Origin of the sequence: Hydrogenophaga taeniospiralis (genome assembly GCF_020510445.1) — a bacterium.
Taxonomy (GTDB): Bacteria; Pseudomonadota; Gammaproteobacteria; order Burkholderiales; family Burkholderiaceae_C; genus Hydrogenophaga.
In genome coordinates, this window is sequence record NZ_JAHBAG010000001.1 from 1255875 (window position 1) to 1277134 (window position 21260).

At 63.0% G+C, this 21260-nt stretch carries 19 protein-coding genes and 1 pseudogene; 13 read left to right on the top strand and 7 right to left on the bottom strand.

Features of this window, described 5'->3' with window-relative positions; translation table 11 throughout:
- Positions 1-54: 54 nt before the first annotated feature.
- On the top strand, positions 55-1248 hold the full coding sequence (locus KIH07_RS06180) for an MFS transporter (protein WP_226491131.1): 1194 nt from the start codon (positions 55-57) through the stop codon (positions 1246-1248).
- Positions 1249-1251: 3 nt separating this feature from the next.
- On the opposite strand, the gene KIH07_RS06185 is transcribed toward KIH07_RS06180, so the two are convergent.
- The 3 genes from KIH07_RS06185 to KIH07_RS06195 all read right to left on the bottom strand — a co-directional run bounded on the left by KIH07_RS06185 (position 1252) and on the right by KIH07_RS06195 (position 5024).
- Positions 1252-2046, bottom strand: a complete 795-nt coding sequence (locus tag KIH07_RS06185; protein ID WP_226491132.1) for a cupin-like domain-containing protein — start codon at positions 2044-2046, stop codon at positions 1252-1254.
- Positions 2043-3497: a metal-dependent hydrolase gene (locus KIH07_RS06190; RefSeq protein ID WP_226491133.1), complete on the bottom strand. Its 1455-nt coding sequence runs from the start codon at positions 3495-3497 to the stop codon at positions 2043-2045. Before KIH07_RS06190 ends, KIH07_RS06185 begins: the two co-directional genes overlap by 4 nt.
- Before the next feature lie 123 nt (positions 3498-3620).
- Positions 3621-5024 (bottom strand): chloride channel protein, encoded by a 1404-nt coding sequence (locus KIH07_RS06195; RefSeq protein ID WP_226491134.1) that lies wholly within the window; start codon positions 5022-5024, stop codon positions 3621-3623.
- 143 nt (positions 5025-5167) lie between these two features.
- Between KIH07_RS06195 and ssb the strand changes: the two genes are divergently transcribed.
- The 5 genes from ssb to KIH07_RS06220 all read left to right on the top strand — a co-directional run bounded on the left by ssb (position 5168) and on the right by KIH07_RS06220 (position 11009).
- Positions 5168-5671 (top strand): single-stranded DNA-binding protein, encoded by a 504-nt coding sequence (gene ssb / locus KIH07_RS06200; protein WP_226491135.1) that lies wholly within the window; start codon positions 5168-5170, stop codon positions 5669-5671.
- A 341-nt stretch (positions 5672-6012) separates the two neighbouring features.
- Positions 6013-7059, top strand: a complete 1047-nt coding sequence (locus KIH07_RS06205; RefSeq protein ID WP_226491136.1) for a tyrosine-type recombinase/integrase — start codon at positions 6013-6015, stop codon at positions 7057-7059.
- Positions 7043-8578 (top strand): site-specific integrase, encoded by a 1536-nt coding sequence (locus KIH07_RS06210; protein WP_226491137.1) that lies wholly within the window; start codon positions 7043-7045, stop codon positions 8576-8578. The genes KIH07_RS06205 and KIH07_RS06210 overlap by 17 nt, the downstream gene beginning before the upstream one ends.
- Positions 8575-10578, top strand: a complete 2004-nt coding sequence (locus tag KIH07_RS06215; RefSeq protein WP_226491138.1) for an integrase — start codon at positions 8575-8577, stop codon at positions 10576-10578. Before KIH07_RS06210 ends, KIH07_RS06215 begins: the two co-directional genes overlap by 4 nt.
- Complete coding sequence (locus tag KIH07_RS06220; protein ID WP_226491139.1) at positions 10575-11009, top strand: hypothetical protein; 435 nt, start codon at positions 10575-10577, stop codon at positions 11007-11009. Before KIH07_RS06215 ends, KIH07_RS06220 begins: the two co-directional genes overlap by 4 nt.
- Before the next feature lie 154 nt (positions 11010-11163).
- Here the strand turns inward: KIH07_RS06220 and KIH07_RS06225 are convergent, their stop codons facing one another.
- The 3 genes from KIH07_RS06225 to KIH07_RS06235 form a co-directional block, all read right to left on the bottom strand.
- Positions 11164-11592: an IS66 family transposase gene (locus KIH07_RS06225; RefSeq protein ID WP_264181805.1), complete on the bottom strand. Its 429-nt coding sequence runs from the start codon at positions 11590-11592 to the stop codon at positions 11164-11166.
- A 386-nt stretch (positions 11593-11978) separates the two neighbouring features.
- Positions 11979-12317, bottom strand: a complete 339-nt coding sequence (tnpB, locus tag KIH07_RS06230) for an IS66 family insertion sequence element accessory protein TnpB (RefSeq protein ID WP_226491140.1) — start codon at positions 12315-12317, stop codon at positions 11979-11981.
- Positions 12318-12788: 471 nt separating this feature from the next.
- Positions 12789-13118, bottom strand: coding sequence for a helix-turn-helix domain-containing protein (locus tag KIH07_RS06235; protein ID WP_226491141.1), 330 nt, complete (start codon positions 13116-13118; stop codon positions 12789-12791).
- 67 nt (positions 13119-13185) lie between these two features.
- Between KIH07_RS06235 and KIH07_RS06240 the strand changes: the two genes are divergently transcribed.
- Together KIH07_RS06240 and KIH07_RS06245 are read left to right on the top strand one after the other, a co-directional pair.
- Positions 13186-13656, top strand: a complete 471-nt coding sequence (locus KIH07_RS06240) for a hypothetical protein (protein WP_226491142.1) — start codon at positions 13186-13188, stop codon at positions 13654-13656.
- Between the two features lie 161 nt (positions 13657-13817).
- A pseudogene (locus tag KIH07_RS06245) lies at positions 13818-14024 on the top strand (IS3 family transposase); the annotation flags it as partial.
- Between the two features lie 105 nt (positions 14025-14129).
- Here KIH07_RS06245 and KIH07_RS06250 read toward each other — a convergent pair.
- The gene (locus KIH07_RS06250; RefSeq protein WP_226491143.1) at positions 14130-14792 is read right to left on the bottom strand and encodes a TetR/AcrR family transcriptional regulator; all 663 of its coding nucleotides are present in this window, start codon (positions 14790-14792) and stop codon (positions 14130-14132) included.
- Between the two features lie 357 nt (positions 14793-15149).
- On the opposite strand from KIH07_RS06250, the gene KIH07_RS06255 reads away from it, so the two are divergent.
- The 5 genes from KIH07_RS06255 (at position 15150) to KIH07_RS06275 (ending at position 21215) form a co-directional block, all read left to right on the top strand.
- Positions 15150-17267, top strand: a complete 2118-nt coding sequence (locus tag KIH07_RS06255) for a molybdopterin-dependent oxidoreductase (RefSeq protein WP_226491144.1) — start codon at positions 15150-15152, stop codon at positions 17265-17267.
- Positions 17268-17296: 29 nt separating this feature from the next.
- Positions 17297-18253: a DUF1295 domain-containing protein gene (locus KIH07_RS06260; RefSeq protein WP_226491145.1), complete on the top strand. Its 957-nt coding sequence runs from the start codon at positions 17297-17299 to the stop codon at positions 18251-18253.
- 321 nt (positions 18254-18574) lie between these two features.
- Entirely contained in the window at positions 18575-19522 is a 948-nt protein-coding gene (locus KIH07_RS06265) for a LysR family transcriptional regulator (RefSeq protein WP_226491146.1), read from the top strand.
- 138 nt (positions 19523-19660) lie between these two features.
- Positions 19661-20167, top strand: a complete 507-nt coding sequence (locus tag KIH07_RS06270; protein WP_226491147.1) for a hydroxyquinol 1,2-dioxygenase — start codon at positions 19661-19663, stop codon at positions 20165-20167.
- A gap of 40 nt (positions 20168-20207) precedes the next feature.
- Positions 20208-21215 (top strand): hydroxyquinol 1,2-dioxygenase, encoded by a 1008-nt coding sequence (locus tag KIH07_RS06275; RefSeq protein WP_226491148.1) that lies wholly within the window; start codon positions 20208-20210, stop codon positions 21213-21215.
- The last annotated feature ends 45 nt before the right edge of the window (positions 21216-21260 follow it).

Consider the following 21260-nt stretch of genomic DNA (forward strand, 5'->3'; position numbering starts at 1 on the left):
GCCGAAGTGATCTCATCTACCCCAGTCGCCACTTCAGTCATCACTGCCACCCGCATGACGCCCGAAGAGCGCCGTGCCAGCGGTGCGCTGGCGCTGGTGTTCGCGTTGCGCATGCTGGGGCTGTTCATCGTGTTGCCGGTGTTCGCGCTGGAGGCCGCGCGCCTGCCCGGGGGCGATGACGCGGGCCGCGTCGGGCTGGCGATGGGGCTGTACGGCCTGACCCAGGCCTTCCTGCAGATTCCGTTTGGACTGGCCTCCGACCGTTTCGGCCGCAAACCCACCATCGTGGCCGGCTTGCTGGTGTTCGCGCTGGGCAGCGCCATCGCGGCCTGGGCGCCCGACCTCACCTGGCTCTCCATCGGCCGCGCGGTGCAGGGCGCGGGCGCGATCTCGGCCGCCGTCACCGCCTTCCTGGCCGACGTGACGCGCGACAGCGTGCGCACCAAGGCCATGGCGATGGTGGGTGCGAGCATCGCACTCATGTTCGCGCTCTCGCTGGTGATCGCCCCGCTGCTGGCGGGCTGGGTCGGCCTGGCGGGCATCTTCGGCCTGACCAGCGTGCTCGCGCTGGCCGGCATCGCGGTGGTGATCTGGGTCGCGCCGCCCGAGCCGCGTGTGCACAAGCCGGCCGACATCGCGCAGGTGAAGGGCGCGGGGCTGGGCCTGGTGCTGCGCGACAAGGGTCTGCTGCGGCTGAACCTGGGCGTGTTCGTGTTGCACGCGGTGCAGCTCGCCATGTGGATGGCCGTGCCCGCCATGCTGGTGCAGGCCGGGCTGGCCAAACCCGATCACTGGCAGGTCTACCTGCCGGCGGTGGCGGCCTCGCTGCTGGTCATGGGCGGGGTGCTGTTTCCCATGGAGCGCAAGGGCCATCTGCGCACGGCCTTCCTGATCGCCATCGCGCTCATCGGCGCGGTGCAGATCGGCCTGTGGTGGCTGGCCGGCAGCGGCGCGGCGCCGGGCCTGTGGACGCTGGGCGGGCTGATGTTCGTCTTCTTCATCGGCTTCAACACGCTCGAAGCCAGCCAGCCCAGCCTGGTCTCGAAGCTGGCGCCGGCGCATGCGCGCGGTGCGGCGCTGGGGGTCTACAACACGCTGCAGTCGGTCGGTTTTTTTGTGGGCGGCGCGGTCGGCGGCTGGCTGGCCCAGGCGCACGGCGCCACCGGGTTGTTCGCCGCCTGCGCGCTGGCCATGCTGGTCTGGCTGGTGGTGGCCTGGCCGATGCGGGCGCCCGCCGCGCAGCGCTGAACCTCAGCCCGGACCCGTGGCCCCACCGTGGCAGGTGCAATGGCCGCGACGCCACAGGCCGGCGTTGTGCGCGAGCTGCCAGGCACCGGTCTGCAGCCAGCAGCGCCAGACGCGTTGCCGGCTGCCGAAGAAGCCACTGAGCAGCACGCTGGCTTCGAGGTTCACGACCTCATGCCACCAGCCATGGGGCACGTACAGCGCGTCGCCGGGTTCCATGTCCACCACGCGGGGCGCGGCCAGGCCCTGGGCTTCGAGCCGCTGCGCCAGGGCATCCACCCCCAGCACCGACAGCCTGGCCCAGCGGTCGAACTTGCGCGACACCCCGCGCAACGCTTCCACGCTGCCCGGCGGCAGCAGGTAAAACCGTTTGCGCCCGCGCAGGGTCAGGGCCACGTTGTCCAGCAGGTCGTGGTGCAGACCGGTGCGCGCGTGGGCGGGCCCGATCCAGGCCTGGTGCGAGACCACCGACCCGGGCGGGAACAGCGCGCTGGGGTCGAGGTCGTCGCGCAAGGCCGGAAAGTGCTTCAGGAGATCGAACTCTTTCAGATGGCCCACGGGTTCGCGGGTGGCGCACGGGTCTTGATCCAACCGCGCCAGGTGCTCGCCCCAGGTGGTGTGGACCAAGCGGGCGGGGTCGGTTTCGCGGTTGCCTTGCACCACCTGGACGGGTCGATGGGGGTCGAGTGTGCCCAGGTGCGCGAAGGTCCAGCGTTGCAGGGCGGGCCAGTCCCGTGCGGCACCGCGCCACAGCTGCGGTGTGTCGCCCCATTCGCGGGGCGGTGGTAGAGGCCGCGTCACGGCAGGCTGGACAGCCAGCGCTGCATCGACTGGATGTGGCGCAACGACACGCGGCGCCACAGCGGCGCCCAGCGGGCACCCGGCACCTGGCCGCGCAGCAAGACGCCATGGTCCAGCGAGCCGGCATGCGGAAAGTAGTCCGGCAGCACCGCTTCGATGTGCCGAAAACCTTTGCCGTGGTAGTAGCGCAGTTGGGGGTCCAGCGGCAGGCCGCGGCGTTGCTGCCGGACGTAGGCCTGGGCATTGCCCTGGGGGTGGCGCTGGAGCCAGTTCGCCAGGCCGGGAATCGGTGAGCCCAGAAAGATGTGGCGCCAACCGCCCTTGAGCGCGTGGGGCCAGAAGTACCCGAAGATCGCTTTCACGGCCGCCGGATCGATGCTGCTCAGGCTGATGCCGAACAGGGCATTGCCGGGCCCGGCGGTGGTGCCCGCCGGGTTGCCCTCGACGCAGTCGCGCCATGTCCTGGCCTGCGACATGGCGTGGATGCTGGTGGGTTTCATGAACAGCGAGGCCAGGGCTTTGCCGGTGCGCGGGCAAAACGCGCCCAGGCAATGGCCGGGGTGGCGGCGCATGCGGTCGAGCAGGTCCGATGCCTGCGCGGCTTGCTCCGCGGTCCAGCACGCGTGTTCCAGCGCCATCAGGGCCGGGATGTCGGCGGGCCGCAGCTCACGAACGGTGATCGGCGCCGATGCCGCCTTGGCCATCGACCAGCGTCTGGGCAGCAGGTACGACGCCCAACCCAGGCCGGCGGACCACAGGTCGGGGAGTGCCTGCACCGCCGAGGCGAGGCTGGAGGCCCAGAACCGCGATGGGCTCAGGCGCCCCGTCGCCACGTCGTGCCGGTAGAAGGTCCGCATGTGGCGCAGCACATCGCCCAGCATGACGGCCGAGGCCACCAGAAACCAGCCCACCCGCGCGCCATAAGACAAGTCCCGCGCCGCCATCAGCTCGACCGTGACGCCCAGGTGGGCCATCTCTTCGGCGCAATGCCAGCGCCACAGACGCGTTTGCGCGTTGGGGGTTGCGGTCAGCACCCGTTCGCTGCGCAGGGCCACCGCTGAAATGGTGGCGGTGACGTGCTCGAACGCCGCCGCCAGGCACAGGCGCTGGTCCGCCGACAGGCGGGTCTTGATGCTGCCCAGATCGTGGGCGATGCGCGCTTCCATGGCCGCTACGCCGTGGCCTTGTTGTTCGAGCCGTGCGTTGTAGAGCCGGTGCGCGCGCTGGTGGGCCTCTTCTTCCTTGACGAACCGGGCGCACTCAAGGCGCAGTTCGGCGGCCGGGGGCAGGTGCTGGGCGGCCTCTGTCACGGCGTCCATCACAAAAGCTTCCCCTTCCGGAAGCATCACGGAGAACGCGTCGAAGAGATGGGTTCGGGCGGCGGTCTGGTTCCAGAAGCGCGTGGGTGAATCGGAGTTGTGGGTCGGGGCGGTCGTTGGCGGGGAAGACATGGGCAACGTGAGAAGGGCGGACAGAGCCTGTCACCCTAGCGTCGTCATGTTTCATCTGCGTGACGGCAGGCCTCCGCCAGCTTCGGACCTGCACCGGCCCGGGTTCGCGGACCGGCCGGAGGTCTACCGGTCTGCGGGCGGTGTGGGCGCCGGCGACCCCTCCAACGGGGCGAGGCCGCTGCCGCGCGGTGCCACGTTCGCGTCGCCGCGCAGCGACCGCATCATCAGGAGCGACATGGTGCTGTAGAGCGGGCGGCTGATCATGCGCGAGAGCAGGCTGGCCAGCAGCGCGCAGGCCATCAGGCTGAGCACCATGCTGTGGCCATCGGTCATCTCCATCACGATGATCATGGCCGTGATCGGCGTCTGCGTCACGGCCGCCAGAAAGCCGCACATGCCCAGTGCGATCAGCGCCGGGCCGTGCGGCGAGTCGAGCAGCCAGGCCACGTCGGCGCCCAGGCCGGCGCCCAGCGACAGGCTGGGGCCGAAGATGCCGCCGGGCACGCCGGCCCAGGCCGAGAGCCAGGAGGCGATGAATTTCAGGCCGGTGAACACCAGCGGCTGGTGCTCGCCACCGTTGTCCGCCGCGTCCAGCAGGGCGTGGGTGTGGTGGTGGCCCACGCCCACCGCGTTGCCGTCGCTCACGATGGCGATCACCGCCACGACGAAGCCGCAGAGCGCCGCGAACCTGACCGGGCGTTTGCGGCGGTAGGCACAGAAGCGATCGGGCAGGCCGGTGAACGAGGCCAGCATCAGGCGCGAGAGCAGGCCGCCCAGCAGGCCACAGCCCAGCGCCACCAGCAGACCGGGGCCGAGCAGGTTCCACCACGAGACGCCGTCGGCATGAATGCGGCCGAAATACGAGAGGTTGCCGAACGCCGACACTGCCACCAGGCCGGCCACCACGATGGCCGCCAGCATCAGGCCGCTGCTGCGGTCCTGCAGCCGGCGCGAGAGTTCTTCGATGGCGAACACAATGCCGCCCAGCGGCGTGTTGAAGGCCGCGGCGATGCCGGCGGCGCCACCGGCCACCAGCAGCTCGCGCGTGCTGATGTCGGTCTTGGGCGAGAGCCAGCGCCGCGCGTGCAGCATCACGCCCGCGGCGATCTGCACCGACGGCCCCTGCCGGCCGATCGACAGGCCGGCCAGCAGGCCACCCGCAACCGCCGCGATCTTGGCCAGCGAGAGCCGCAGCGACACGAAGCGCGAGCGGCTGGCGATCGGGGTTTCCGGCGCCAGCGCGGTCAGCACCTGCGGCACGCCCGAACCCGCCGCGCCCGGTGCCCAGCGCCGGATGCTCCAGACCACCAGCGCGGTGAGCGCCGGTGTCCAGAACAGTGGCGCCCACCAGACGGCACCGCGCAGGCTCTGGTACAGGCCGAAGGCGGCGTCGGCCAGCAGCGTGAACCCCACCACCGCCAGACCGGTCAGCACCGCGTAGGCGATCACGATGCCCCGGTCCAGCCATTGCCGGCCGTCGCCCATCTCGTCGCGCAGGTTCTGCAGGAAGTCCGGTTCGCCTTTCATCGGGGGCAGTGTAGGGCCCGGGGCGGGGTGGCCGATACCGGCAGGCGGCGTATTGGGCGCGGCCGGCACTTGCGGCACAATGGTTGACCGTTTTGCGGCCCGGGTTCCCGGCGCCGCCCGCTAATTCCCCCAAGGGCACACACATGGCATCCGTCAACAAAGTCATCCTCGTCGGCAACTGCGGCCGCGATCCCGAAATCCGTTACCTGCCCTCGGGCCAGGCCGTCGCCAACGTGAGCGTGGCCACCTCCAGCCGCCGCAAGGACAAGAACAGTGGCGAGATGATCGAAGACACCCAGTGGCACCGCGTCACCTTCTACGACCGCCTGGCCGAGATCGCCGGTGAATACGTGAAGAAGGGCCGTCCGATCTATGTCGAGGGCCGCCTGAAATACGGCACCTACGTCGACAAGGCCACTGGCGTGGAAAAGAACACCGTGGACATCATCGCCACCGAAATGCAGCTGCTCGGCGGCCGCGAAGGCATGGGCGGGGGCGACGAAGGCGGTGGTGGTGGCAGCGGCGGTTATTCGCGCCCGGCCGCCGCGCCGCGCCAGGCACCGCCCGCGGCCCGCCCGGCCCCGGCGCCCGCTGCCGCCCGCCCGGCCAGCGGTTTCGACGACATGGACGACGACATTCCGTTCTAATTCCTCCCTAACGCATTTTTGTTGTTAGTAGGCCCCTGCTCTCTGTGAGCAGGGGCCTTTTTCTTTACCCACACAAGATTTTGTGATCTACTTAGGCGATAACTTAATTGCTCCTTTGCAATTTTGGTGGGTAGATGACGCGATTTGTCGCCAAGCGCATCCAGTTCCGAAACGGAGAACGGCACTCAATCCTTGGCCGAGTTGGGGGCCTTCCTGTCCATGAGGCGACCCTCTTCCTCGCGAGATTTAGGACGCGGGGGCGTGCAGCCAACACCATTCACGTGGTCTGCACGACCTTGGCTCTTCTTTATCGGTGGCTGCATTCGTCAAAGATTGACCTCATGGGCCGTCTTCGGCAGGGACAGTTCTTGACCGCGCCGGAGATCTATCGCTTGGTCGACACAGCTCAGTACCGGCTCGACGACCAAAGCGAGGACGATTCGACGAAGGGCGTTAAGAGTCAGGTTGTCGATCTGCATCGCGTCCGAATGCGACGCAAAGCGGTTCACGTTGACCGCCAGGCTGTCGGGGTTGCGAACCACGCAACACGGCTCCGCTACATCTTTGCGTACTTCGACTTCCTTGTCGGCTACGTGGCGGCGACCCTGCCTAGACCCTTGAAGGTCCAACTCGAGGAAGATTCGAAGCAGGTGCTGAGCGTCCTCCGGGCTCAGGTTCCGGAAGTCCCTGTAGGCGGAAAGCTTGGCGCTCGCGAAGGAATGTCGGAGGAAGACCAACAACGCCTGCTAGCGACTGTGCACCCCGACTCGCCGCAGAACCCATGGAAGCGGGGCTTCGTTAGGCACCGCAACTGGCTGATTGTGGTTCTGTTGTTGGCCACTGGAATGCGACGGGGCGAGCTCCTGAACATCCGCATCAGCGATCTACAGCAGCGCAAGCCTTTGGTGAACATCGTTCGGCGGCCTCACGAGGCGGGAGACCGTCGCTTGATTCAGCCAACCCCGAAGACCCGCGAGCGGACCGTCGAACTTCGACCTTCAATTATGAAGGCAGTGTGGGAGCACATTGCGCTGCGGGACGAGATTAGAGTGGCTCGAACGCATGGCTATCTCATCGTCAGTGAGGATGGGCCAGAGCTCGGCTACAAGTCCGTCGACCGGATATTCGCCGACATCCGCGGTGCGTGCCGCGGAATCGAGATTGACCTATCGAGCCATGTTATGCGCCACACCTGGAACGACAGGTTTTCTGAGCAGGCCGAGGCCATGGCGTTGAGCGAGGTCGCTGAAGAGAGAGCACGCAATGAACAACAAGGGTGGGCAGACAACTCCAAGTCAGCTGCGACCTATACCCGTAGATACGCAGCCCGCAAGGGGCGCGAACTGTCTCTGAAGCTACAAGAAAAACTAGATGTCCCTGACCAATAACCTCCGCGCCTCGACGGCGCTTGCGGTACTCCTGCCCGATCGCATCGTCTCAAAATCAGGCGCTGGCTTGGACCCGAGCGCTGACATTTGGGTTTGGACTGATGGCCCGTTCAAGCGGCGCATCGACTTCTCGCGCTACTCGGGGGGCTTTGAACGCCATGTCCTCTCGTTGAAACATGCCCTTATCCCGTTCTTCAAATCGAGTTCATCGGCGCACGTCGTCAACCTTGAGTCCTCATTCCGGTACTTCGTTGAGCTGACCGGCCCCTGCCCGGATCGAGACTTCGCTGCGGCGGACTTTTCAAATTTCTCAGCAAGACTTCGCCCTACTGAGGCCTGGAGAGTCGGCACTCTCAACGGACTCATCCAGAAGTGGGTGGCGCTGAACCTCCCCGGAATGCGTGGCGAATGCGCAAGCCATCTTGCCGAGCGTCGGAAGCCCGGAAATACCAAGGGGGAAGCGGTTGCCACCCGCGACCCCGAAACTGGTCCTCTCAGCGAAGGAGAGGTCATCGCTCTGTACTCCGCGGTCAATGCCGCGTACGGGCGCGGCGACCTGCCGCTCTGGACTCTGATTCTTTGCCGGCTTTTGCTCGCCTGCGGTGGCCGCATTTCGCAGTATGCGTCGCTCAAAGCCCTCGATTTCGACCCGGACACGTTTGTGCTGCGGTTGCCGCAGGTCAAGACACGAGAGGAGCATGCCCGAGTTCGCTTTCTCGAATTCGACATCAGTCCGCAGACGAGCCAACTGCTTTCGGACTACTGCGCAGGGCTTCGCAACGCCGGGTACGCCAACGACGCGGCGCTCTTCCCAGAGGACTTGATCATGCGTCGAGGGGCAACAAAGGAACTGCGTGCGGCTGGCGACTTGTTTTTCGGTCACTGTGACCCGACCACGTTGTCGCGCCGCTTCCGGGAGGAGGTCAGTGAAGTGGCTCCGCCGACACCTCGCCTGAACTACGCCCCGCTTCCGGTGGCACCTCAGCGCTTCCGATACACCTTCGGAACCCGCCTTGCAGAGGAAGGGGCGAGCATGGTGGTCATTGCCAATCGGTTGGGCCATGCCGACCTTCAGAACGTCGACGTGTACTTCTCGGCGTCGCCCAAAGTGATCGAGAACATCGACAAGGCCATGGGCCCCATGCTCATCTCCCTTGCTCGGGCGTTTCAGGGTCAGCTGGTGGAAGACGAAGCGAGCTCGACACAGAAAGGCGCACCCGGCAGCCGCATCATCGACTTTCGTGTCTCTGATGAGACGTTGGGCGGATGCAATCAATGTGGCAAGGGCTGCGCGTTCAACAAGCCGGTGGCCTGCTACACCTGCTTCCGGTTCGAGCCCTTCCTAGATGCCCCCCACGAGGAGGTGCGGGAGCACCTGCTGAAGGAGCGAGAAGAGTTCGCAGCTGACCCACGTATGGCCGCTATCAACGACGAGGCCATTCAAGCTGTGGAAGAGGTCATTGCGATGTGCGCGGAGGTTCGCCAACAGCGAACTGCAGCGGAAGAGGCTACGGCATGATCAAGCCCATCCCCGTGCTCAACTTCGTCCCACGCGCGGAGTTAGATGCTGCGGCCAACCTGAGTGCGTTTGTGGACTTGTGCAGAGCTTCCGATGTCCTGGGGGCCAGCACCCAGTTCGAGTCGAACGCATGGGACATCGGTTACCTTAAAGGGCAGAACAAAGTTCACCGAGCCATCTTCAGCACGCTGGAGGCGTCGGCGGAGGCGAAACCCGAGCCGAGCATGCCGGCCCCGTTCTTGGACTTCGCCAAGGCAACCACGATTTATCTGCAGGACAAGCGTCCCGTTGAATCCCAAGCCCCCCGAATCGCAGCGCTCCGTAGCATCGAGGCCGCTCTGCGTCAGTTGAACAAGGCGTCTCGGCCAACTGCCGTGAATCCAGATGTGCTCGACGCGGCGGTGGAGTTGGCCTATGCGCAAACGTCGGCAGCCGTTGCGTACCGAACGGCGGGCCAGATTGAAGCCATTGCCACCTTCATGAACGACAAGGCGTTCATCCACCTTCGCCAAGTCTGGAAACACGGAAGGAAGAGGCCTACCGAAGGCGGAACGCGAATCTCCGTGGAAGCGCTGAAGGCGCGCCAGGAAAAGCTTCCGTCGAGGGCAGCATTGCAAGCGCTGGCCGGCATTTTCCTTAAGGCGGTCGAGGTCCCGGATGTCCTGATCTCCAGCAACACCGCCTTGATGATTTGCGCGCCCGAACGCATCAATGAGGTCGTTCGTCTTCGACGCAAATGCATCGTAGAGGGCGACGGAGAGTTCATGGGCAAGCTTGGGATCCGATGGGCGGGCTCGAAGGGATTCGAGAACACCACGAAGTGGCTGCCAACGGCGATGGGGCCTGTAGCCCAGGAGGCCGTCAGCAACCTCCTGCGTGTCACCGAGCCAGCTAACGAGTTGGCCCGGTGGTACACAAAGAACCCGAATGCCATCTATCTCCATGCCGGGGCGCAACACCTACGCAACCGACGCATGCTGTCGCACTCGGACATCGCGCTCATTCTGTGGGGAGACGAGTTCGCGGTGGACGCGGCGAAGGCCTGGGCCAAAAAGACGCACGACCTGACGCCGCATGGAGATAGCGAGTATCTGTTTGCCGACATGGAGCAGAAGTTGCTTGCAATGCTCCCAGGCACATTTCCGTACATGCCTGGCGACGCGAACCTCAAATGCGAGGACGCGATGGCCGTCATGCGCGTCAATGAATTGCACTCGGCCAGGGGAACCTATCTGTGCATGTTCACCACGGTGGACTACCAGACGATCACCAACCCTTATGGCGCTCGGGAAGGCAGAGCGTCCATCTTTGACCGGTTTCAGTACACCGAGGATGACGGGTCTTCCATCAAGCTCAAGAGCCACGCCTTGCGGCACTACCTCAACATGCTCGCTCAGACCGGCGGGCTGAGTAGTGCGGAGATCGCGCTTTTCTCGGGGCGCAAGGACCAGAAGCAGAACCGGTCTTACGACCACATGACCTCAGAGGAAGTTCAGGCACCCATTGCGGATGCTTTGAGGAGCGGCTTCACCGCCGAACTTGAGCCAGTCCAAGTTGAGCGGCGCATCATCCCCCGGGACGAGTTCATTGGCCTTGGCATTCGCGCCGGCCACACAACCAAGTACGGTTGGTGCGAGCACAATTTCGCCAGCGAGCCCTGCCCGATGGCCCGGGACTGCATGAACTGCCAGGAGCATGAGTGCATCAAGGGTGACTCGCATAAGGAAGCGAACCTCCGTGCATTGAAGACGCAGACCGAGTACTTCCTTGGCAAGGCCAGGCAAGCGCTTGGCGCAAGAGACTACGGGGCCGACACCTGGGTCGCGCACCACACGAAGACTCTTGAGCGGGTGAATGCGTTGCTCGCAATTTTCGAGGACCCGAACGTGCCCTCTGGCGCCCGCGTTCGTCTTGATGTAGACAACGCTCCCCTCATCACCAAGGACAACGTCCAGCCAATCAAGTTCGTCCGCAGGTCGCGGCACAAGGCGTTGGCATGAAGAAGAGCCGAGCACCAGACCTGACACAGGAGGTCCTGCAGCAGGTCCTCGATACGTTGGACGGATGGACAGGAAAGCTTACTTGGGACCTGCTGCTCGAGGCTGTACATCGATTGACCGGGCACTGGTATTCCCGATTTACCTTCGCCGACTATCCGGAAATTGCAAACGCGTTCTCCTTCCGGAAGGAAAGCCTCCGGGGTGCGGTACCTCGAACCCGCGGCGAGCCAAAGGATGAGCGGCTTCGGGCCGCCTTGAAGCAAATTGAGCGACTCCAAGCGAGGGCGGATCGATTGCAGGTCGAGAACGACTTGCTGGTTGAGCAGTTCGTGACGTGGGCGATCAATGCCGAACGCAAGGGCGTCACGCTTGACATGTTGAATGCCACGCTGCCGAAGCCAGAGCGGGATCACTCCAAAGGAGTCAAGTAATGGCAAGCGGCCAACAGATCGCCGAAGAGAACGTTCTCAAGTTCACGACATGGGCGGCGTCGAAGACGGACGATGATTTCCGCAACATGGCAATTCGTGGGGTGCTATCCCACCTTGACGGCAGTTAGCGAAGCCCGGTATGCGCTGTTGCTGATCAGCCCGCGGACTGCCAGATGTGCGGAAGCAGTTCGTCGATGCGGCTGTTCAGATGTGTCGGCAGCCGCGTGAGCACGTCCTTGAGGCAGGCCCACGGATCGTGGCCATGCAACTTGGCCGACTGCACCAGACTCATCACGACCGCAGCACGTTGACCGGCCAGTTCACTGCCGGCGAACAACCATGCTTTCCTGCCAAGAGCCCACGGGCGGATTTGGTTTTCGCAATGGTTGTTGTCGACGTTCACATTGCCATCGAGCAGGTTTTGCGTCAGTGCTGTCCAGGCGTTCAGGCTGTAGTTCAATGCCTTGGCCGTTGAGCTGCAGTCAGGCACTCGGCTTCGCTCCAGGCACAGCCAGGCATGCAGTGTCTCCCACAGCGGCCGGGCGTCCAGGTGCCTTCTGGCGAGTCGCTCTTGGGTCGTCAAGACGGCCAGCTCACGCTCGAGCCGGTAGATCGCGCGATGCGTTGCAACGCCTCATCCGCGACCGCGCTCTTGCCCCCTTCGCGCAATAGCTCGTCGAACTTGCGTCTGGCGTGCGCAAGGCACCCTGCGGGGAACCTCCATGCCTTCAGCCGCGCGAGCTGCAAGGTGATGTTCTCGATCTTGGCGTCCTTGACCTGATCTCGCTGTCTTGCTGGCGCAAGCGTTGAAGCTTCTGCTGCGCGAGCGCGGCGACGGCCTCGGGCGTCAGAGCTTGCAGGTCTTCGTCCTTGAGAAAGTGCAACTCGTGCATGTGCGAATCATGCCGATACTGGCGACCAGTCGCCACTCGGGCATGCGCTGTCAACGCACCCGCCGCTGGCTCAGCGTCAGAGCCGCGTGATCGTGCTCATCTCGGGCAGGCGCTGCCAGGGCAGCCCGACCACCAGCGCATCGAACTGCGCTTGCGTCAGCGCGATCGGCTTGGTCGCATCGATCTCGCGTGGCCACACGAAGCGCCCGACGTTCAATCGTCTCGCAGCGCACCACACGCCGAAGCCGTCATGCACGATCATCTTGATGCGCGTGGCCCGCGCATTGGCAAACATATAGCCGTGATGGGCGTTGGCGCTGCCCAGGGCGTGGACCACATTCGCGAGCAGTCGCTCGGCGCCAGCGCGCATGTCCACTGGCTTCGTGCACAGCCACAGCGCGTCGATACGGAGCATCGCAACACCTCGCGCAGCCACGCTGCGCAGTCGGCCGCGGCCGAGACCGGCCAGGTCACTTGGAAAGCAGAGCCCAGCCAACCACGAGACGAACAGGTTAGGGCGGCCTTGGAGCAGGTTGCGCGCTACAGGGCCAAGGTTGGGCGTCTTGAAACCGAGAACCAATTGCTACACGAGCAGTTCGTCACCTGGGCAATCAATGCCGAGCGTCACGGGACAACGATGGCGATGCTCAATGCGCCACTTCCAAAGCCTCCTCGGGACCAGAGCAGGGGCGCGAAGTGATGGCATTGGACCGCCTCTCGGGAGAGATTGTTCACGGCGGAGGTTCTCTCGCCTGCGCATCGAAATAAGTCTCAACCCACATGGGGTTGGCTTGCTCCGAGCATCGTCGCTGGCTTGCATAGCGATTTCTACCAAAATATAACGTCGTATAACAAGCTCACGATATACGACACTACATATTGATAGCTACGCCTGATCTCGACGTTTACCCGCGATCTCTGTCTCGTGTGTATGGATGGACTTCAGCTCGCTTCTCACCCTTGCTTGGACAAGTTCGGAAAATTCCGGAGAGGCACTTGTGTACGCCAGGGTAAGCAATGTCAAAGGGTGAAGGTCCAAGGCGTGCGCGAGCTCATCTACTTTTTGCAGCGTAGGACTCTTCATCCCGCGCTCTAAAGAGCTGACATAAGTGCGGCTTGACACCACTGCGAAGTCTTCCTGCGTCCTGCCAGTGGCAGACCGGGCAAGCCTGAGTGCTTTTGAGAACTGATTGTTTGTCGAAGGAGCCGAGGGCATCCTTCGATTACTTCATTCTGAGCCCTATAAGACTACAATCTATAGGATTCATTTCTCGCACTCACACATGTTCATCACTGACACGACAAACAGGCAAGAGCTGTTGAGCAGGTTCTGTCCAGATGGGTTGAACTACTGGCGAGCGGTAGAGTTGGAGTTCAACCGGCCGTGGTACATCGTGAGGGTGCAAATCCAGCTTGAGGACGCACAGCAAGTAGACGCTGAAGCCAGCATCACCTCCACGGTCTTGATCGCCGACGTTGAAGACGTACTCAACTTGTTCAACTCAGGTGCGAAGTCACAAAAGGTCAAAGGGGTATCCGCTTTGATACCTGAGGACCTCAGTCAGTCCAACGGCTGGGTCTTGGAGCAGATCTCCGCCATCTGGGCCTCTGAGATGCCGACAGGCAAGCAAGATGGTTTCAAGAAAACCTACTTCCTAGAAACCGAGTGCGGGAATCGCTATCCGGTGAATCCGATGGAGGAAGTCGAGTACGAATCCGCTCGAATGACACTCCTGCAACGACTAACTTCTTAACTCATCACACTGGAGGTACCCGGCGATTTAGATGGTGCCGTCGTCGTCGTCCTGGCCACTTTCTTTCATACTTGAACTTCCGCCGATGTGACCTGCCCACTTGGGGCGTTCATCATGCCGGGCCTCTCTGTAACTGAACGGTTCGAAATCCTGGGACAGGGTCACAGGGCCGCGAGGTCTGGGACAACTCGGTGATGGAGAGCTTCTTCAGCTCAATGAAGACCGAGCGGACGGCCCGAAAGGTGTACCGCACGCAGGCCCGGGCCGACGTGTTCGACTACATCGAGCGGTTCTACAACCCGACGCGGCGTCACTCGACGCTCGGGTATGTCAGTCCCGTACAGTTCGAGGAAGCTCAAAAAGCTTAGGTCGGTGTCAACGGAACCGGCAGCAGCCCAGATCGACAAAATTGATTCGGGCTTGTACCGTGTGGCAACGACTGTAGGTGGCGGAGTGAACCGCCCCGGGACGGTTCAGCCGTCTTGAAGGGCAATCTCGCACTGAAGACAAAGTTGATCGACCCAGCTGTCCAGGGTTCGGACCTCCCCCAAGCGCTGCCGGAAATATCGCGCGCCCCAGACAGAGAGTGCGATGGCGGCTACCTGGGCACGCTCGGGTCGTGGTCCATCCCAACTATCGAACAGCGCCATCCAGCGTCGCTCCAGTCTCGCAAAGAAGCGGGTGTAGTCGCCGCGTCGTGCGAGCGAGGACTCAAGTTGGAGCAGTTGATCGTCGCAGTAGCCGGCGGCCTGAAAGTCACAGCACGCGCAGATGAAGCGGTGCAGCCGCTCCCTCCAGTTGCCCTCGGTGCGTTCGAGTTCCGTATCCAATTTCGCCAGCGCCGTGTCGGCGAGGTGGCGCGCATAGCCAATGAGCAGTGCGTCGACGTTGGGAAAGTATTCGTACAACGTACCAATGGCGAAGCCCGACTCGAGCGCAACGTTGCGCATCGTCGCCGCCGCAGGGCCGTCGCGAGACCAAATCCGAACAAATGCGTCGTAGATGGCCAAAACCGTGAAGCGAGAGCGTCGTTGCCGCGGTCGTTTGCGCGGCTGCGCTGGTGCGCTGTTCGACTCTGCAACTCCTGCGACCAAATCCGAACGCCTTCTTTGCTTGCCTTCGCTATGCTTGGTCACAAAGTCAGTCCTTCGTCTTTTTGGCCCGGAAGGGTTCTCGCCCAATGAACCGGCACCGAGCTGGAGCGCAACCATGGATGGAGCGGATTTTTGATTGTGCCAGCGAGAGGCACCGCGCGAACCGCAGTGTCAGTCGTTCGGCGACCCGCCGGAGCCGGTCGTTCGCGCATGGGTGTTCAGTTGCGGCCGTGAGGTCGTGACTGGTTTGGAAAGGGCAGCGGCAGAGGCGCTGCCACAGGAGACATGTATGCACACCGATCCCTCGCGTTTCTGGCTCACTCTGTCGCTGGCCACGCCCATCACCCTCATTCAACCCTCCCGGGTGGGATATGAACCTGACTGGAGTTGATGCCGAACATGTTCGAAATCCAGACCCATTTCAGAACCTGCAACATCTGCGAGGCCATGTGCGGCCTGGAGATCAGCTACCAGGGCGGCGCCATCCTGTCGATCAAACCCGACAAGCAGGACCCGTTCAGCCATGGCCACATCTGCCCCAAGGCTGTGGCACTGCAGGACTTTCACACCGATCCCGACCGCATCCGCACACCGCTGCGCAAAGCAGGCAGCGGCTGGCGCGAGATCAGCTGGGACGAAGCCTTCGCGGAGATTGGGCAGCGGGTGCGCGCCATCCAGGCGCAGCATGGCGCCGACAGCGTGGGCGTCTACTTGGGCAACCCCAACGCGCACAACCTGGGCAACGCCGTCTTCCTGCCGCGGTTCCAGAAGGCACTGGGGAGCAGGAATCGCTACAGCTCTGCCTCGGCCGATCAGTTGCCGCACCACGTCGCCGCCAACTACATGTTCGGCGCGAGCATGGCCATTCCGGTGCCCGACATCGACCGCACGGACTTCATGCTGATCATCGGCGGCAATCCCGTCGTCTCTAACGGCAGCATGATGAGCGGCGCGGGCATGCCCGGACGCATCAAGGCCATACAAAAGCGCGGCGGCAAGGTGGTGGTGATCGATCCGCGCCGGACCGAAACAGCGAAGCTCGCCAGCGAGCACCTCGCCATCCGCCCCGAGGCCGATGCCTTGCTGCTGTTCGCGCTGATCCGCACCGTGATCGAGGAGGGCCTGGTGGACTTCGGCCACCTCAAGGGCATGGTCGATGGCTACGACGGCATCGTGGCCGCGAGCGCAGGCTTCACGCCGGAGCGGGTCTGCGAGGCGGTGGGCCTTCCCGCTGACCGGATCCGGCGCCTGGCGCGCGAGTTCGCCACCGCACCGTCGGCCGTGTGCTACAGCCGCATGGGTGCCTCGACACAGTCCTTTGGGGGCCTGTGCCAATGGCTGACGGTGGTGTTGAACATCGTGACCGGCAACTTCGACCGGGAAGGCGGCGCAATGTTTCCACAGCCCGCCTTCGATCTGCTCGCCCGGGTCCAGCCCAACGACCCGGACGCACGCCCTCCGCTGCGCTCGCGTGTGCGGCAACTGCCGTGCTTCAGCGGCGAGTTTCCCGTCGCCACGCTGGCCGACGAGATCCTGACCGAAGGTTCCGGGCAGATCCGGGCCATGTTCACGATCGCCGGCAACCCCGTGCTGTCCGCGCCGAACGGCGACCGTCTCGACACGGCCTTCGCACAACTGGACTTCATGGTGTCGGTGGACATCTACCTGAACGAGACCACCCGGCACGCCGACATCATCCTGCCCGCCGCGACCGGGCTAGAAATTGCCCAGTTCGACGTGTTCTTCAACAGCTTCGCCGTGCGCAACCCAGCGAAGTACTCGCCGCCGCTGTTCCAGCCGCAGGGCAACCAGCGCCACGACTGGCAGATCCTCAAGGGCCTGATCGCCTGCCTGACCGGTACGGCGGACGACGGCACCACGCCCGAGATGCTGCTCGATGCCGCGCTGCGATCAGGTCCTTACAAGGATCAGGGCCTGAGCCTGTCGACGCTGTCGGAGCACCCACACGGCCTCGATCTCGGCCCACTCAGGCCGTGCGCACACGAACGCGTCAGAACCCTCAACGGGCACATCCGGCTAGCGCCCGCCCTGTTTCTGGGCGACCTGCCGCGTCTGAGCGCCGCGCTGCAGGCCGATGCGGGCGAACGCGAGCATTACCCCTTCCGGTTGATCGGCCGGCGCCTGGTGTGGAACCACAACACCTGGACGCACAACTCGCGTCGGCTGCTCAAGGGCGCGGGCCCGATCACCGTGCAGTTGCATTCGTCCGACGCAAGCCGCCTTGGCGTCAGCACCGGGCAGATGGTTGTCGTGCGCTCCCGAACCGGGCAGGTGGACATCGAGGTCGAAGTCAATGACGACATGTCCCCTGGCGTGATCAGCATCCCCCAGGGCTGGGGACACTATCGCCCCGACATCGGCATGCGCACGGCCGCCGGACTGCCCGGCGTCAGCATCAATAGCCTGACCGACGGTGGCCGCATCGACCCGCTCACCGGCAACGCTGCCTTCAACGGCACGCCGGTGGCCATCCGCGCATCACGTCAGATGGCCTGATTCCCTCCACATACTGTTTCCGCACGCCCATGGTCTTCATCGCCTCGCTGCTGCCCTTCGCCGGCGCGTCCCTCCTGTGGTTCTTCCTGCCCGACATGGCCCAGCTCGGCTGGATCAACGGCGTCGGGCAGCTCGTGCTGTTCACGCTGGTGGTCTGCATCCCCGCCTGGAGGACGGGGCGCCTGTCCTATGTGGACATCGGCTGGCCCCTGGGGTTGGCGCTCATCGGCCTGGTGGTTTTGGCGTTCGCGCAAGGCGTGGGCTGGCGCAAGGTGATCATCGGTCTGATCTACCTGTTCATGGGCCTGCGCATGGGTATAGGGGCGCTGAAGATGTGGCGCGCGGGGTACTTCAAGAAGGAATTCCCGCGCTACCAGTACCAGCGCCTTCGCTGGGAACGCAAAGGCATCACCAACATCCGCCTGATGATCCAGGTGGAGGCGCTGGTGCAAGGCTTCGCCAACATCTCCTTCCTGGCGTTCCCGGCCTTCGTCATCGCCACCAACCGGAGCGAGCAGGTCCATCCGCTCGAAGTCGTGGGACTGCTGCTGTGGGTGGCTGCCTTCGCGACGGAAAGCGTGGCGGACGCGCAGAAGCTGGCGTTCCTGCGCGAGATGAAGCGGCAGAACCAGACGCGCAAGGTCTGCAACGTTGGGCTGTGGCGCTACAGCCGGCACCCCAACTACTTCGCCGAATGGATGGTCTGGAACGCGCTCGTCATCGCGGCCATTCCTGCCTGGCTGGATCACCACGGCCGCAGCCCGCTGGCGCCGTGGGCACTGCTGGGCATCGGCATCCTCTACGTGTCGCGCGTCATGTACACGACGCTGGTGCACTACACGGGTGCCAAGCCTGCCGAGCACTATTCGGTGCAAAAGCGCCCGGAGTACCAAGCGTATCAGCAGGCCACCAACATGTTCTTCCCAGGGCCGACCCGGGCCGCCCAGTTGCGCGCGCCGGGCGAAACCGGGCGGCCGGTGGAGTAGCGAGATCGCTCGCGGCGGTCAGAATCGATAGATATATCCGACGCTGACCCTCGACTGACTGGACTTTCAACCAGTGGGCTGTCCCTGATGGCGGCACCATATCCCGCGACACCGAGTTCCAGGAACACGGTGTGTGGGCGCGCAGGGCTGTGGGGACACCGAGATATCCCGTACTTTGACTATTTCTCAGTAGAGCCGCATTGAGCTTGTGAAGCCGCCCCGGGGAACCAGCGGCGGTTCACTTACATTCAAGCTGCAATCTCATACCCCTCGGTTTCACCTGCTGGTGCGCTTGACCACAGCGCAAGAGGATTTAGCTTCATGGATCGGCTTCAAAACATTGAGACCTTTGTTCGCGTTGCTCACACCCAGAACTTCACCGAGGCGGCCAGGCAGTTGCGCGTGGCACGTTCGGTGGTGACCACGCGCATCAAACAACTTGAGGAATACGTTGGAGCACCTCTGTTCCATCGCAGCACCCGGGTTGTGCGCCTTACAGAAATGGGGCAGGCATTCCAGAGGGATTGCACAGAACTGGTCATCCGAGCGAGCGATCTCGTTGATCAAATGCGAGATGTGCGGGGATCACCCACAGGAACGTTGAGTGTTCATGCGCTCACCGGGCTGGTGCTGGGGCATTTTGCCGCGCTCATTCACGAGTTTCAGGAAACATATCCGGATATCCGGCTGGACTTGAATGTCAGTGATGCGGTCGTAGATCCGGTCAAAGCCGGTGTTGACTGCGCGCTGCAAATTTTCCCGGCCATGTCGACCGAGCTGGTGTCCCGCCCACTGTTTCCTGTGCGCCGGGTTTTTTGTGCAACGCCTGAATACCTTGCGAAGCATGGCACACCAAAAGATCCGCGGGACCTTCATGACCACAAACTGGGTCTGTATTCGCGCTATCCGACGCGCGATCGCTGGACCTTTCACTACCAGGGTCAAGAGATCACGCTGTATCTCAACGGCAAGCTTTTGACGAACAGCGTGCACCTGCTGCGGGAGTATGCAATGGAGCACGCCGGTATCGTCTGTGTGCCTACCTTGGTGGCTGCAGACGCAATCAAGGCAGGGGCTCTGCAAGTGGTGCTGCCTGAGCACCTTTTGTCGTCTTTCTGGTTGAGTGCCGTCTACGCCGAGACGTCCCGCAACGCTTACAAGTTGCGGCTGTTCATCGAGCACATCTCCGCCCAGTTCAAGCGGCTGCCACCCTGGGATGCAGACCTGATCGAACGAGGTTTGATACCGGACGCCTTGGTGGCAGGGTGATCCGGTTCAGGGGTTTACCCTGACTATTGTTCTGTATATAAGAACAATTCGATCAGTATGTGATGGCTACCTCAGTCCTTGTGATGGGCATACAGTGCGGCTGTTCGCAGCGCTTGCTGTACCACTCAAGGAGACAAAATGGCTGTCAAATATGAAACCAAATTTGGTTCACTGAAAAGTTTCGTGAAGGGCCGCGTGGAGCCCATTGCAGACGATGTCAAGCACTACGTCTTCTCGAATTGTTTTGATATTGCACAAAAGTCAAAGCCGTACGAGAAGGTGGTCTTCGGTAAAAACCAGATTTACGTGCTGGAAGCCATCCGTGCTGAAGGCGCTTCCCCCTGGTTCACTTGTGCACACGACGAGTTCGTCTTGAACATGGACACCGACGTTGAAGTGCATCTGATCAAGCTCGACGCGGCACAGACGGTCCAGGACACGGAAAAGAACGGCGCGGTCTTGGTCAAGGGCGAGCCCAAGGGCCAGAAGATGGGCTGGATGAAGCTCAAGCGCGGTCACCAAGGCATGCTGCCCAAGAACACCGCCTACCAACTGCGTGCAGCTGAACCGAGTGTGGTGGTGCTGCAGACCTGCCAAGGCGACCTGTCGGTCGAAAAATGGGCTGACATCTGTCAGGCCGCTTGAACCCAACTTGCCGCAACCCAACGATTGAAAGACCGACATCATGAACGCACATGCAGAAATCGCCAAAGCCATCCATTCCCAGCCCGACCCCGTGTTGGGCTACCAAGAATTCCGGCTCGGCTCATTTGGTTTCCGGCGCGACGAATACTTCGCACACGTCTCCTGGACCACACGCGATGGTCGTCCCCTCTCGCACACGATGGACGTGCGTGAATTCCTGCGCGCACTGATGAGGGATGTGGCCTGGGGGTTCTTCTATGGTGGCGTGAACTTCGACGACGTGATCGGGACGGTGAATCACTACAGTTCAGTGGACCTGCAAGCCGGCCACTTCAACGGCACCATGAAGTCTGCCGGCGTGGACATTCTGGAAAACTTTCCGACCGAGCAGATCCGCCGTGTTTTTGAGAACATGCTGGACGACTGGACCAATGCCACCTTTGATCCCTTTGCTGCTCCGCAGGAAACGGGATCGGCCTACGGCCGCAAGAATGGCCACAACCGTGCGGCCATCACCCGTGCGCGGGAACTGGCTACCCGCTGCGTAGGTTTGAAAGGTGATCTGGCCTTGCGCACCGACGAGCGTGGCGCCCCGGTCAACCGGCAGTTTGCCGACGTTCCTCAAGACGAGCCTGAGCTGCATCCCGAGCCAGGCTTCGAAGGCGAGGTGCATGCATTCAACCTTTTCGCCTTCCTGAGTCGTTCGCAGGTCACCTGGAATCCATCGTTCACCAGCGTGGTCAAGCACAGCTACATGTGCCCGACCACGGAAGAGCACATCCTCCCGATCATGCATTCGAATGATCGCGTCGAATGGTTCTTCCAGATGAGTGATTCGATCGACTGGGACTGCGCCGACAAGAACACCGGCAAACCACTCGCGCGGGTCATCATGAAAGCGGGCGACATGGCGGCCATGCCGGCCTACTGCCGCCACCAGGGCTTCAGCCCCAAACGCTCGATGCTGCTGGTTTGGGAGAACGGTTCGCCCAAGCTGGTCTACGAAATCGAGAACGGCGAGGCCCCCGAAGTGCCTGTCACGTTCTGACTCCCCAAACATCCTCGTAATACCCCGCTCCGGCGGGACTGGAGT